The sequence below is a fragment of the Bacteroides sp. 51 genome (assembly GCF_010500965.1).
Lineage (GTDB): Bacteria > Bacteroidota > Bacteroidia > Bacteroidales > Bacteroidaceae > Bacteroides.
The window spans coordinates 53,187-65,239 of sequence record NZ_QVMI01000004.1 but is presented as its reverse complement, the minus strand read 5'-3'; the positions used below and the strand labels follow the sequence as shown (position 1 = coordinate 65,239).

Below are 12,053 nucleotides of genomic sequence, written 5' to 3'. Positions count from 1 at the left end.
TCAACCTATTTTATATTTTAAACAAAAACCTTTATGGCAAAGTATAGCAAAAGAATTGTTGAACATATCTGCGAGCTAATCAGCGCGGACAGTTATACTATTGCTGAAGTGTGTAAATCCGTAGGTATATCTGAACGTACATATTATGACTGGTTATCTAAAAATGCAGATTTTGCAGATGCTATAAAAAAGGCCAAAGATAAGTTCATTGATGATATGCTTGTTGAGTGTGAAAAATCTCTATCTAAACTGATAAAGGGATATACTGCTCATGAGAAGAGAACTGTAACAGTAGATACTGGGAAGAAAGACGACAACGGGAAAGCTATTGTTAAGGTCAAAGAGCATGTTGTCACAGAGAAACACTTTGCCCCCAGTCTTGGTGCTATCATTCATTTTCAAACCAATCGTGATCCCGACAACTGGAAGAATCGTCAGGAGAATAAAATAGAGGCAGAAATAAAGGAGAAAGGTTCCGTGCCTATAAAAGAGTGGCTTAAGAAATTCGGGGAAAAAGAATGATCAATGTACAGCCGGCTTATGAACCATTATATGAGAATGAAGATAAATTTATAATCTTAGTTACCGGAGGCCGCGGTAGTGCTAAGTCTTTTAATGTATCTACATTCCTGGAGAGGCTCTCATTTGAAGAAGGGCATAAGATCTTATTTTGCCGGTACACAATGACTTCAGCCGAACTCTCTGTTATTCCTGAGTTTAATGAAAAGATAGAACTTGATGAATCTGAAGAGTATTTCTATATTTCCAAGAAAGAAATAGTCAATAAATACTCCGGGAGTGAAATCTTATTCCGTGGTATTAAAACAAGTTCCGGGAAACAAACAGCAAACCTTAAATCAATACAAGGGATCACCACATTCGTATGCGATGAAGCTGAGGAGTGGGTTGACGAAAAGGACTTTGATAAAATAGTCCTTTCTATTCGTAAGATAGGCATTCAATTACGGGTAATCATTGTAATGAACCCTCCTGATATCAATCACTTCATTTATCAAAGATACATTCAGAATACCCATAAGATAGTTGAGATAGACGGTGTAGACGTTCAGATAAGTACGCATCCCAACGTACTCCATATCCATACAACCTACTTAGATAATGTTGATAACCTGAATGAAACCTTTCTACAGGAGACGGAAGACATAAAAAAGAAGTCTATTGCCCAGGCGACAAAAGCAGATGGTACCATTGACAAGCATAAACTAAACAACTCTAAATATGCCCATACAATTATCGGCCGGTGGGCAGAGATATCCGAAGGGGTTATATTCAAAAGCTATGAAATAGTAAATGAAATACCTGATTGGGTAAAGAAACGGGGTATAGGCATGGACTTTGGATTTACCAATGATCCAACGGCCATAATCGACATCGGATATATAGACGGAGATTTGTATGTAGATGAACTCTGTTATAAAACACACATGCTAACAAAGGATATCATTAAAGAGCTAAAACCTCATGTTGCCAAGAGAATCATATCCGAAAGCGCTGATCCCAGATTGGTGACCGAAATAAGGAACGCCGGTTATAAAGTTAAGCCTGTTGATAAGTACCAGGGCTCGGTTAAGGCCGGTATAGATAAAATGCTTGAATTGAACTTGAAGATAACAAAGCGGTCCTATAACATCCTTGCCGAAAGAAGGCAATACACCTGGGATCAAGATAATGATGGAAAGTATATCAATGAGCCGATTGATGATTTTAACCATGCTTTTGATGCTATCCGGTACTGGGTCTTGGAAGAGTTGCTTGGAAAACGAGAAACAAAACAGAATATATCTGAAATATTCGGCCGATAAAACATAATTCACTTTATATATTAGATTAAATGGCCGGATAGACATAGAGCCAGCATATATAGATGCGTGAGGGTTGAAATCCCTCTCCGGTCGCAAAACATTTGAGAGAAGGGTGGCGTGAAAGCAGGTATTGTTTGAGTCGCGAATTGAACTTGTCTGTTTCGTAGTTGCAAATACGATAGCGCCACCCATGGATATGATAGTGAGCAGCACTACTAAACTGCATGGATAATCAGACGAAATGTCCCAGAGAATACACTTTGGGACATTTTATTTTCAAGCCTATAAAATTAGAATGCTCTTATATTTTAAGAGAAAAGTATAAGTATGACACTAGAGGAAGTTTTAAATATTGAGGATAAAGGCAGGCGTATTGAATACCTTAAAAAAGGCAGGCGTACGCCACTGCCTGATGTGGTCAGACTTTATAATGACTGGAACCCCAATAAGCATGAAATAATTACGGATAAAGAGAAGTATCCGCAGATAAAGGTTGTTACAAAAAAGGGGGAATCAGTTTATTGTGAAACGACTAAACAAATGGTCGTTACAGACGATACGGTTGAATATAAAGATCCAAATCGAATTTCTCTTCCATTAGAACAAGATATAGTCAATATCCAAACGGCCTTTACTGTTGGCACAGAACCGGCCATGAACTGTGATACAGAAGATGAGGATGAAAAGTCTTTGTTATCTGCAATAAAACAAGTCCTGAAGAAAAATAAAATTAAATACCAGAATAAAAAGATCGTTCGTTCATGGCTCTCAGAGACAGAGGTGGCAGAATACTGGTATGCTGTAAAAGATGATGGGTTCTGGTCTATTCTCAAGAGAAAGATTGCTTCCATATTCGGTAAATCTGTGCCGGAATATCGCTTAAAATCAACTATCTGGTCTCCATTTCGTGGAGATACACTTTATCCTTTCTTTGATGATTCAGGAGATATGGTTGCGTTCTCCAGAGAATATAAACGTAAGGAACTGGATGGGACTGAGACAACAGTCTTCATGACATTGACAGATAATTTGATCTATACATGGAAGGTAGGAGACGATAGTAAAGGAGAAGTTATTAAACATGGGTTTCCAAAGCTTCCGCTTATATATGCACCAAGAAAACATGCCTATTGCGATATTATCAGACCGATTCGAATCCGGATTGAGAAACTATTATCCGGTTACGCCGATTGTATTGATTACCACTTCTTCCCAATATTGAAGTTATTCGGTGATGTTACAAATTTCTCAGGCAATACCCGCAACAGAGTAGTCCAATTGCAAGGTGAGAAGGCTGATGCAGCATATTTAACCTGGCAACAGGCGGCTGATCCTATAAAGCTAGAACTGGAAACGCTCTTTAGTCGTGCCTATTCAATGACAAATACACCTCAGATATCATTCGAGAACCTCAAAGGTACCGGTAATGCTTTATCTGGTAGTGCATTCAGGTATGTATTCATGGGTGCACATATGGCAGTAGAGAATCATGCTGAAGATATCGGCTTATTTATGCAAAGGCGTGTTAATTTCCTTATTTATGCTTTAGGTGCTCAGAACTCACGGCTTGCAGCTCCGGCAAAGACTATTGATGTAGATGTGGAGATAGTTCCTTATATGATCGATAACATAGATGATAAGGTAAATACTGCTGTAATGGCTGTATCTGGTGGTATCTGGTCACGCAAGGAAGGTATTATGTTTGCAGGTAATGTGGATCGTATCGATGAAGAACTTAAAGAGATAGAGGAAGATAAACGTAAAGAGGCTGAGCGTAGTAATATGGTTGGCATGACAATGGGAGGATATTGATATGAAAAAGATAATAGCTAAAATAACAGAACATTTACGGAGTTTATATAATCACTCTCATGAATCGAGGCCAGTAAGAAGATATAAGGCCGGTAAACGAAGTAAGCTTTGATCTGATGTCCTCGTTATCCTTTCACGATAAGCAACATGTCTTACGGCTATTACAGCAACAAGGACAGGTAAAGCGTATTTTCGATGATTTTACACGTCGATCAGGTTTGATATTGACCAAGTGGACAGAAAAGAGCCCGGATAATGTTTGGGTACGTAATTCAACCCTGGAAAAGCAGATAGATACTTTGCTTCAAGAATTACATGATAATCTCCTGGCAAATATTGATGCGCATACTATTGACGCCTGGGAAGCTGCCAACATTAAATCTGACGATCTGATAAAATCATATATAAAAGATTTATCTATATCTGAGATAGTAGGGAAGAGCAGGTATGAAGAACTAGAGAAAGGCATGTTTGCCCGTAATATGGAAGCGCTCAAAGGTTTTCAGCAGAGAAAGATTAATGGCTTTACAGTTTCTGATACCGTTTGGAAGTCTGTTCAAGGCGCTAAAGAGAACCTTGAATATTATCTTTCCTCCGGGATATCAACAGGCCGGCCAGCCGCTTCTATCGCAGTAGACATACGGCAACTGTTAGAGGGTCCGGAAAAGAGATTCAGACGCATAAGAAATGAAGAGGGTAAGTTGGTCTTGTCTCAACCCATGAAAGACTATCACCCAGGGCAAGGCCGATACAGAAGTAGTTATATGAATGCTCTCCGTATCGCTGTTACTGAAACGAATATGGCTTATCATACGGCTGATCATGAACGTTGGAAAAATCAAGGCTTTGTCTTAGGAATAGAAGTTCACCGCTCAAAATCGAATAAAGGACCTTGCTCAATTTGTGATCCTATGGTTGGGCGTTATCCAAAAGACTTTAAATTCACAACCTGGCACCCGTTTTGTATATGTTTTGCAGTTCCTGTAATGTTGGAGGGAGAAGAGTTTATTGATTATTTACTAACCAGTGAGGTGCCAGAAGATAAGCTTATTAAAACAGTTCCTCAATCTGCCATTGACTATATAAACGCAAAAGAAGCAAATCAAAAACAATGGTTTGTTAAGGAGAACGCAAAATATTTATTGATACCAAATAGTGGCCAGTCAAAGGATTATGTGCTCAATGTAAATAAATTAAAAGATCGAGGCTTTTATGTGTCAGGAGTCGACACTAAAGGTTATAAAAAACTCATGGGAAATTTTAATATAGAAGAATTGGACCGTGATATAATGAAGTTGACTTCCCAATATAACATTCAAGTCGAAACAAAGGAGTTATCATCTTATTTCGGGGAAACAAAACTCGAATATGTAGGTAAGGATAATTTTAGGTTAACTCGTTCTTTTTTTGATAATGTTGTATATCATGATACGTTTACTCTTCCGACTGATAAACAGGGAAAAGGATTTGCAAAAGAGTTATTTAGATCACTATACACCCAATACAAGAATGCTGGTATAAGTGAAATACAAATAGTTGCGAATATGGATATCGGTGGATATGCTTGGGCCAAATATGGATTTAAAGCTAAAGCGGATAGATATGATGATCTTATGTCATGGGCTCGATTCCAAAGAGATGAGAGTATGATATCAAAAAATGATTTTTCAAATTTTCAGGAATGGATAAAGAGCTACGAGGGTAAGGATATCCCAATGTATGAGATTGCTGGAAGAAAGTATGGAAAAAAACTACTTCAGGGTTCTGTATGGAAAGGTTATATTAACCTAAATGATAAAGAACAAATGACTGTATTTGAGGCTTATTTAAGCAAATCAAAGTAAGATTGCTTATACTTCTCTATATCATCCATACTTAAATCGTATTGATCGATCAATTCATTCACTGTTTTATTTTGGTTCTTACAAGAGGACAGAATAGACCAGACGCGGTGTTTTAAATCTGTTTCTGCATCTACTGTGAATTCTGAGTGCATAGCAGTCGTTAATTCTTCTTTTAGTTCCTTTTCTTGCTTCATAAGACATCAAATATACTCTAAAATATTAATCTCTGGAAATATTCCTGCCGTTTATATTTTAAGATAAACTGAATTTTAAAATTAAGTGTATGAAGAAAAAAATCTTTGAAGCGCTCCAAACCAAATACCAGGGGGTGGATGCTCAAATTCTTGACCGGATAGCCACTAAAAAGGCAGAAGGCATTACGGACGAAAGTCAAATACCTACCATCGTGGAGGGAGTTAGCTTTCAGGACGTGTTATCAAGTTATGGTGATTTCCGTGCAGGGGATGCAACTTACTCCGCAGTTAAAAACTATGAGAAGAAGCATAACCTTAAAGACGGTAAAGTTGTCGAAACTAAACAGGAAGAAAAGAAAGAGGAAAAAACAGATGAAGTACCGGCTTGGGCACAAGCTCTTATTGATTCTAATAAAACTCTTTCTGAAAAACTCGCAGGCTACGAACAGCAGACATCGGCAGAAAAACGAAATGCTAATATCCTCTCAAAAGCTAAAGAGTATGGTATTCCTGAATCTCAGGCCAAAAGATATGCTATTCCTGAAGATGCAGACTTAGATGAGTACTTCAAGGATGCAAAGCAGGAGTTGTCTAATCTTGGGTTTAAAGATGCCAAGGCACCTGATAGCCCGGAAGTGGAGATTAAAAAGGAGGGTGAGGCGATTGCTGCTGCTATCGATACCCAAACTAAAGAGATTGTAGAACAAACTAAAAAGTAAATTATGTCAGCAGGATTTAAGTATAACTTAGAACCCGAACCATCTATCGAGGAAAGATATGATGTAAGTACGGGCGTTCGCCGTAGAGGGCCTTATAAGCTTGATACGACGAATCTGAATGTAGGTGATAATCTACCTTCATTTATTCCTATTGCCGCCGACTTGAAGTACAAGACGTGCAAGGTAGTGAGAAATGTGAGTGTAGTGGAAGCCTATACATCCGGGGCAACGAGCCTTAAAGTCAAGAAAGGTTCTTTTGCTTATGTGGGTATGTTTTTAGGTAACGGTACCAAGGGTACTACCATATCGGCCATTGACAAGTCTAACAAAAGTTATGATGTGTTGACGATTGCTGACTTCGGGGCTAACATCGACAACGGTGCAGTTCTTTTCGAAGCATTGGCCGTAGATGGTGCAGCACCCAAAAACGTGGCGAACTCCGCTCTTTATGAGAGCCGGAAAGTAGAGGATGGTATTAATCTGGTTGCACTGTTATCAGTGGCGCGTGAGATTGAACCGGATAAACTCATTGTTCCTTTCTCTGTAAAGGACAAAGAGAAACTAGGTAGTGATTTTCAATTTAACGAGTAAGGAGGATAAGATATGATGTTGACAATAGAAACCCTATTTAATGATGCGAATATTATTTCCGCCATCATTAGACGTGTCACCCAGACTCGTTTAGATACGATTTACTGGATGCAGTATCTTGACTTCCGCAGAACTACCACCCGTGTGTTCAAAGATTACATCGGTACCGTTACAGGTGTGATGGCCGGTTCGATCAACTCCCGTTATGGTGAGAAACCTATTCGTGAGCGTAGGAATATTGGTTCCGGCTATGGTGAAATTGCTTATCTGGGAGATCGCTACCAGATTTCAATCGATCGCCTTTCAGAACTTCAGGATCTGGTTGATAAGTACAATGCAGCTAAGCCATCTGAACAGATTGCTGCGCTTAATGAGATTGTGAACTTTATCTATGATGATTTCCGCCAGGTATTGTTGGCTGCTCACAAGCGTATGGACCTGGTTGTAGGATCATTGATCATGACAGGTAAGGCTAATGTGAAGAACAAAGATAATCGTACGGATACAAATGCTCCGGACTTATTGGAAATTGACCTTCCATTTAAGTTTATCGCACCTGAAGCTGCTGTTGCTGATAAGTTCATTTCTTATCTGCAAGCACAGATCAACGACTTGAAAGTCGATTATGGAACATTCTCCAAAATGATCATGACCCGCGGTACATTCGTTAGAAATATCGTTGGTAGCCCTGAACTTGGCGACAAGTTTAAGATGATTCTCGGTCAGCGTGAAGTATTGGCGAGTGCCTCGTTGGTAACCTCCGATCTCGCATCGCAGGTATTCACAGGTATTGGCCTACCTGCTATTGAGATCAAGGAAGACTATGTGAAAGATCAGACCGGAAAGAATCAACCGGTTTATGCAGATGGACGTATCACCCTGTTACAACAGGATAAGATCGGTCACATGCGTTTCCATACTCCGTATGAATCAGTCGACCCGATCCCCGGACGTACATATAGTCGTTCAGAGGGTGATATGCTAATCTCCCAGGTGAGAGACAACAACGGCCGCTATCTTGAATATACGGCAGAGTGGATTCCTCAAATCAGCAATCCTACTCAAATTGTGAATATTGATTTATCAACCATTAATGCTATCCAGCAAGGATAAGGAGGTTTGTATGAAAGTAATAGTGACAAGTGTTTTTCGTGACAAGTTTACCAAGGAACTTTACCAGGTTGGCCAAGAGCTAAGCTTAGAAGATGAATCCCGCGTTAAGGATTTAGTTTCTCGCGAATTGGTAGAGGTTACCGAAGAGAAAAAGGTGGAGGAGAAGAATACTCTTTCTCTCTTTGACAAGGAGTTTGAAAAGAAAACCGTAGTTGACAAACTGAAGGCTATTGGCGAAAAAGCAACTATGAACATGAAAGAGGAAACTCTGATTGCCAATGTTGCTGCTCTGGATGAAGAGAAGACCGCTAAATTGAAAGAATCACTTGGCGTTGAAGCATGATAATCTCAGAGTACATAACAAAGAAGTTTCAGACCTTCGGCATTGATTTGTCGGAGGCTGATCTCCTGGATATATCTCTAGGCAATGATTTAAATATGGAGGTGGTGGTTACCAGAGATAATCATATTGCAATCAATGTCTCAATCGTGAAGTATATCCCGAACCTATTGCTCCGTGCATCTTCGTTTACAGAGAATAAACTGTCTATGTCCTGGGATATTAAAGGAATGAAAGATTTTTATTCTGTGAAGTGTGCTGAGTACGGTCTTGAGGATAAGCTGACGAATAAACCTAAAGTTACATTCTGGCAATGATCAATCGATATTCACATACTGCGATTGTAACCGCTGAGCCAAATGGCCGATGGGAGCACGGGGAATGGATAGAAAGAGAACCTAATGAGATTACAATCAAAGGTCAATACTTCCCTTCCAATAGTGGAAATCAATTAAAGTATAAAGCTGATGGTAAAGAATTCACTGTAAAAGGAGAATTCTCGACTAAGCATAAGAAGATTGATCACGCTACCCATATTCGCATTGGTTCTATTGGCTTGGACGCAAAGATTGAGAGCTGGGAACAGTTTCAAACACACTCTGTAATATATATATGATTATGGCAAAGAAAAGTGGATTGAGGCCTCTCTGGAATAAAAACGATATCAAGAAGATGTTTGATAAAGTTGGTGAAGATGCTGAGAGGATAATTGTTGGAATATTCCAGCAAGCAGGTGAAGAGTTTGTGAAATTCGCTCGTATGCAGGCTCCGGAAAACAGTTTCTATGATCACACGCAAAATCTACGTAACTCTATCGGGTTTGTAATCGTTCGTGATGGTAGGATTATCAGAGAAGACTTTAAAGAACAAGGTGGAGGAAAAGAAGGTGTCGTAGCTGCAAGGCAATTATGTTCAGAGTTGGCCAGAACCTATTCCTCGGGATATGTTCTTATAGGGGTTGCGGGAATGAAGTACGCAGCTTACGTAGAAGCAATAGAAAGCAAGGACGTAATAACACGTGCTGCAAGTTTTACGGAGGAGCATATTAAGAATATGGGCCAATCGCTTTTTAAAAGATTAAGCATATAGGTATGGCAGATGGATTTGATATAATAGATATGGTCTCCTCGGCTGTAGAATCTGCTGATACTGGTATTCTCTTGTGCAAGGATAATTCCGCTGATGGTGAGAAAGAAAATCATATTGTTGTCCGGACTACCGGCGTTGAAACTAAAGATTATGTAAACAAGGCATCTGTCGTTAATGTGAATGTTTTTGTAAAGCGTAATAGTAATGGTACCACAAAACGGTCCATAATGAAAGATGCCTGCCGGAAGTTGGAGCATGCATTAAAGAATATATCTATACCTGTTGGTATGTACTGGAAATCACGGATTATATGGATGGAACCTACGGGAGGAGCCAAAGAAGGCTTCGACTGTACGAACATTCGATTAGAAGTAATAACCGAATTAAATAGATAATTTATGAAAGGAAAAAGTTTAGCAGTAGGTTGCGCCTACTTTGGTGTAGCTGATCCCGGGGATGGAGTACCCGGAACTGATTTCACGCAAGTTGAGATTGTAGAAGAAAACTCCGTTGTTTTTAACTTTAATGACCCTAATACGGTCAACTTCCGAGCGGAAGGGATGGATGAACCCTGGGCAGTATTCGATAAAGCGGGTGATCCGGACTCTATTGAAATAAATATTCCATCTCCTACGGCAGATGAGATGGTACTATTTTGTGGAGGAACAAAAGAAGGTGATAAGTGGATTGCTCCTGTTACACGTCCAAATCTTCGTAAAACAGTGAAATTGCAAACACTCCCTTATGACGGTAAATACACTGAATATGTATTTGTCAATTGCAAAATTCTGGGTAAACTGAACCAGGCACCTAACTCTGAGCAATCAGATATCCTGCTGGTAAGGGCTACGAAATTAGCTGCTATCACCGCGGATGGAAAGCAGATGGCTCCGTACACTCGTGAGGTGAAAGATGTTGTGGTGATTCCGGAAGGATAACGCCTGATACTTATTATTGATTGAAAGCTCTGGTATATGCCAGGGCTTTTATATTTTAAAGTAAAAACATGGGAGTAAAGCTAGTATTACAACAGGAAGCACGTTCAGCTGTAGATGAGCCGGTACACATACCGTTTGAATTTAAGAACGTGCCTGATGGAAAAGAAGTAGGGGATTCTATTGTCATTCGCCCGGCAACAGTAAGAACATGGTTTAAATTAAAACCGCTTTTAGTTCTGATTGAGAAAGAGGATCTGGGTAAGATTGTATCTGTGGGTGAGAATTCTTTTAGTGATGCCACTCGAGATATCATGTGCAAGTATGATGAGCTGATCTTTGAAATCGTCTGTATTGGTATACATAATGAGGTTGGAGATATCCCTGAGTGGTTAAAGAATGTGCTAAAGGATAGCTGCACTTGGGAAGACATCCTTATTCTCTTTAATGCCATCGTCTATCGGTTGGGGACAACATCTTTTTTGAATACTATCACAGCCGCGCTAGCTGTGAGCCCGCTAGGCGAAGAGGAGATAATAGCCCTTCAGGAAAACAAAGAAAGTTGGACCAGCAAAGCTGTTTTGCCTTCCTAGTTTCGATTAATGAAGCTTTTGGATATACGCATCAGCAGACACTAGATAGTAGCATGTGCGTGCTCCTGTCGATGATTAAAGAGCATAATTTCATTATTAATGAACGGAATAAGCAGTATTCGTCTGATGATGAAAAAAAAGAAGCCGATGGAGAATATGTCTACGTGACTGACTTTGAAACAGGGGAGAGGAAGAAAATTAAGCAGGTAAAATCTATTTGAGGTTATATATTATTTATGAAGTTGTAATAATTCATGATGTTTTAGATTTAATACTGATTATGCGTAGCCCGTCAGCTTGTGAGAAGTAGACGGGCTTATTTGTAATAGCTTTATCCAATCGGTTTGACTATTTCAATTTTTAAGCCAAGAGCATCCATAACACGAAAGAAAAATCCTACTCCCGGCTCAATGGTGCCTTTCTCTATTCTTGAAATATACGATTTATTCGTTCCTACTTTTTGAGCGAGATCGTTTTGAGTCATCTTTTCACTTTTCCGTGCAGCATAAATCATCTGTCCAACACAATAAGCGTATGCCTCTTTCCGGAACTCCTCTCTTTCTGGTGTGCCAACTTTACCGTAAAGATTATCTAATATATCATCCATACTTTTAACGTTCGGATTTGCTTTCATAATATTCCTCCTTTAATTTTAATGCTTGTTTAATTTCACTTTCAGGCGTTTTTTGCGTTTTCTTCTGAAAACCATTGAATAACATTACAATATTACCCTCATCAAAAACGAAAAACGCACGATAAATATTACTGTTATGCGATGCTCGCAATTCGTATACGCCATCTCGGATGTACTTTACGAAATTTGCGTTTATCCTTTCTTGGGTTTTAATCATATCAAGAACATAAGCTACTTTTTTCCTTGCACCGTCATCTAACGACATGAAGAAATCTATAAAGTAGTTTTTATAGTATAATATTTTTCTTTCATCATCCATGATGCAAATATAGCTAAAGTTTACATATCATACAACTTTTCGATAGG

17 protein-coding genes are annotated in these 12,053 nt (G+C 39.2%); 14 read left to right on the top strand and 3 right to left on the bottom strand.

Features of this window, described 5'->3' with window-relative positions; translation table 11 throughout:
- Positions 1–33: 33 nt before the first annotated feature.
- The 4 genes from D0T87_RS04980 to D0T87_RS04965 all read left to right on the top strand — a co-directional run bounded on the left by D0T87_RS04980 (position 34) and on the right by D0T87_RS04965 (position 5,479).
- On the top strand, positions 34–522 hold the full coding sequence (locus D0T87_RS04980) for a phBC6A51 family helix-turn-helix protein (RefSeq protein WP_163173412.1): 489 nt from the start codon (positions 34–36) through the stop codon (positions 520–522).
- Entirely contained in the window at positions 519–1,823 is a 1,305-nt protein-coding gene (locus D0T87_RS04975; RefSeq protein ID WP_163173410.1) for a PBSX family phage terminase large subunit, read from the top strand. Before D0T87_RS04980 ends, D0T87_RS04975 begins: the two co-directional genes overlap by 4 nt.
- Positions 1,824–2,150: 327 nt before the next feature.
- Positions 2,151–3,635 carry a phage portal protein gene (locus D0T87_RS04970; RefSeq protein WP_163173408.1) on the top strand — a complete coding sequence of 495 codons (1,485 nt, stop codon included), beginning with the start codon at positions 2,151–2,153 and terminating at the stop codon, positions 3,633–3,635.
- A 116-nt stretch (positions 3,636–3,751) separates the two neighbouring features.
- Positions 3,752–5,479 (top strand): hypothetical protein, encoded by a 1,728-nt coding sequence (locus D0T87_RS04965; RefSeq protein WP_163173406.1) that lies wholly within the window; start codon positions 3,752–3,754, stop codon positions 5,477–5,479.
- On the opposite strand, the gene D0T87_RS04960 is transcribed toward D0T87_RS04965, so the two are convergent.
- On the bottom strand, positions 5,458–5,673 hold the full coding sequence (locus D0T87_RS04960; protein WP_163173404.1) for a hypothetical protein: 216 nt from the start codon (positions 5,671–5,673) through the stop codon (positions 5,458–5,460). The genes D0T87_RS04965 and D0T87_RS04960 overlap by 22 nt on opposite strands.
- Before the next feature lie 89 nt (positions 5,674–5,762).
- On the opposite strand from D0T87_RS04960, the gene D0T87_RS04955 reads away from it, so the two are divergent.
- The 10 genes from D0T87_RS04955 to D0T87_RS04910 all read left to right on the top strand — a co-directional run bounded on the left by D0T87_RS04955 (position 5,763) and on the right by D0T87_RS04910 (position 11,053).
- Positions 5,763–6,392 carry a hypothetical protein gene (locus D0T87_RS04955; RefSeq protein ID WP_163173402.1) on the top strand — a complete coding sequence of 210 codons (630 nt, stop codon included), beginning with the start codon at positions 5,763–5,765 and terminating at the stop codon, positions 6,390–6,392.
- A 3-nt stretch (positions 6,393–6,395) separates the two neighbouring features.
- Positions 6,396–6,983: a head fiber protein gene (locus D0T87_RS04950; protein WP_163173400.1), complete on the top strand. Its 588-nt coding sequence runs from the start codon at positions 6,396–6,398 to the stop codon at positions 6,981–6,983.
- Positions 6,984–6,995: 12 nt separating this feature from the next.
- Entirely contained in the window at positions 6,996–8,096 is a 1,101-nt protein-coding gene (locus D0T87_RS04945) for a hypothetical protein (RefSeq protein ID WP_163173398.1), read from the top strand.
- Between the two features lie 10 nt (positions 8,097–8,106).
- The gene (locus D0T87_RS04940) at positions 8,107–8,439 is read left to right on the top strand and encodes a hypothetical protein (protein ID WP_163173396.1); all 333 of its coding nucleotides are present in this window, start codon (positions 8,107–8,109) and stop codon (positions 8,437–8,439) included.
- Entirely contained in the window at positions 8,436–8,753 is a 318-nt protein-coding gene (locus D0T87_RS04935; protein WP_163173394.1) for a DUF6706 family protein, read from the top strand. Before D0T87_RS04940 ends, D0T87_RS04935 begins: the two co-directional genes overlap by 4 nt.
- A complete protein-coding gene (locus tag D0T87_RS04930) occupies positions 8,750–9,052 on the top strand; it encodes a hypothetical protein (protein WP_203558615.1) in 303 nt (100 codons plus the stop codon). Before D0T87_RS04935 ends, D0T87_RS04930 begins: the two co-directional genes overlap by 4 nt.
- 2 nt (positions 9,053–9,054) lie before the next feature.
- Entirely contained in the window at positions 9,055–9,525 is a 471-nt protein-coding gene (locus tag D0T87_RS04925) for an HK97 gp10 family phage protein (RefSeq protein WP_163173392.1), read from the top strand.
- Positions 9,526–9,527: 2 nt separating this feature from the next.
- Entirely contained in the window at positions 9,528–9,920 is a 393-nt protein-coding gene (locus D0T87_RS04920; protein WP_163173390.1) for a hypothetical protein, read from the top strand.
- Between the two features lie 3 nt (positions 9,921–9,923).
- A complete protein-coding gene (locus D0T87_RS04915) occupies positions 9,924–10,463 on the top strand; it encodes a hypothetical protein (RefSeq protein ID WP_163173388.1) in 540 nt (179 codons plus the stop codon).
- Positions 10,464–10,531: 68 nt separating this feature from the next.
- Entirely contained in the window at positions 10,532–11,053 is a 522-nt protein-coding gene (locus D0T87_RS04910; protein WP_163173386.1) for a hypothetical protein, read from the top strand.
- Between the two features lie 331 nt (positions 11,054–11,384).
- On the opposite strand, the gene D0T87_RS04905 is transcribed toward D0T87_RS04910, so the two are convergent.
- Positions 11,385–11,687 carry a helix-turn-helix domain-containing protein gene (locus tag D0T87_RS04905; RefSeq protein WP_163173384.1) on the bottom strand — a complete coding sequence of 101 codons (303 nt, stop codon included), beginning with the start codon at positions 11,685–11,687 and terminating at the stop codon, positions 11,385–11,387.
- On the bottom strand, positions 11,665–12,006 hold the full coding sequence (locus D0T87_RS04900; protein WP_163173383.1) for a type II toxin-antitoxin system RelE/ParE family toxin: 342 nt from the start codon (positions 12,004–12,006) through the stop codon (positions 11,665–11,667). The genes D0T87_RS04905 and D0T87_RS04900 overlap by 23 nt, the downstream gene beginning before the upstream one ends.
- Positions 12,007–12,053 lie beyond the last annotated feature (47 nt).

What these genes read in the sequence shown, in the direction of transcription:
- D0T87_RS04945 (WP_163173398.1), top strand. Translation starts at nt 6,996, where the DNA reads ATGATGTTGACAATAGAAACCCTATTTAATGATGCGAATATTATTTCC.
- D0T87_RS04930 (WP_203558615.1), top strand. Translation starts at nt 8,750, where the DNA reads ATGATCAATCGATATTCACATACTGCGATTGTAACCGCTGAGCCAAAT.
- D0T87_RS04920 (WP_163173390.1), top strand. Translation starts at nt 9,528, where the DNA reads ATGGCAGATGGATTTGATATAATAGATATGGTCTCCTCGGCTGTAGAA.
- D0T87_RS04905 (WP_163173384.1), bottom strand. Translation starts at nt 11,687, where the DNA reads ATGAAAGCAAATCCGAACGTTAAAAGTATGGATGATATATTAGATAAT.
- D0T87_RS04970 (WP_163173408.1), top strand. Translation starts at nt 2,151, where the DNA reads ATGACACTAGAGGAAGTTTTAAATATTGAGGATAAAGGCAGGCGTATT.
- D0T87_RS04965 (WP_163173406.1), top strand. Translation starts at nt 3,752, where the DNA reads ATGTCCTCGTTATCCTTTCACGATAAGCAACATGTCTTACGGCTATTA.
- D0T87_RS04900 (WP_163173383.1), bottom strand. Translation starts at nt 12,006, where the DNA reads ATGGATGATGAAAGAAAAATATTATACTATAAAAACTACTTTATAGAT.
- D0T87_RS04925 (WP_163173392.1), top strand. Translation starts at nt 9,055, where the DNA reads ATGGCAAAGAAAAGTGGATTGAGGCCTCTCTGGAATAAAAACGATATC.
- D0T87_RS04910 (WP_163173386.1), top strand. Translation starts at nt 10,532, where the DNA reads ATGGGAGTAAAGCTAGTATTACAACAGGAAGCACGTTCAGCTGTAGAT.
- D0T87_RS04915 (WP_163173388.1), top strand. Translation starts at nt 9,924, where the DNA reads ATGAAAGGAAAAAGTTTAGCAGTAGGTTGCGCCTACTTTGGTGTAGCT.
- D0T87_RS04980 (WP_163173412.1), top strand. Translation starts at nt 34, where the DNA reads ATGGCAAAGTATAGCAAAAGAATTGTTGAACATATCTGCGAGCTAATC.
- D0T87_RS04950 (WP_163173400.1), top strand. Translation starts at nt 6,396, where the DNA reads ATGTCAGCAGGATTTAAGTATAACTTAGAACCCGAACCATCTATCGAG.
- D0T87_RS04940 (WP_163173396.1), top strand. Translation starts at nt 8,107, where the DNA reads ATGAAAGTAATAGTGACAAGTGTTTTTCGTGACAAGTTTACCAAGGAA.
- D0T87_RS04960 (WP_163173404.1), bottom strand. Translation starts at nt 5,673, where the DNA reads ATGAAGCAAGAAAAGGAACTAAAAGAAGAATTAACGACTGCTATGCAC.
- D0T87_RS04975 (WP_163173410.1), top strand. Translation starts at nt 519, where the DNA reads ATGATCAATGTACAGCCGGCTTATGAACCATTATATGAGAATGAAGAT.
- D0T87_RS04935 (WP_163173394.1), top strand. Translation starts at nt 8,436, where the DNA reads ATGATAATCTCAGAGTACATAACAAAGAAGTTTCAGACCTTCGGCATT.
- D0T87_RS04955 (WP_163173402.1), top strand. Translation starts at nt 5,763, where the DNA reads ATGAAGAAAAAAATCTTTGAAGCGCTCCAAACCAAATACCAGGGGGTG.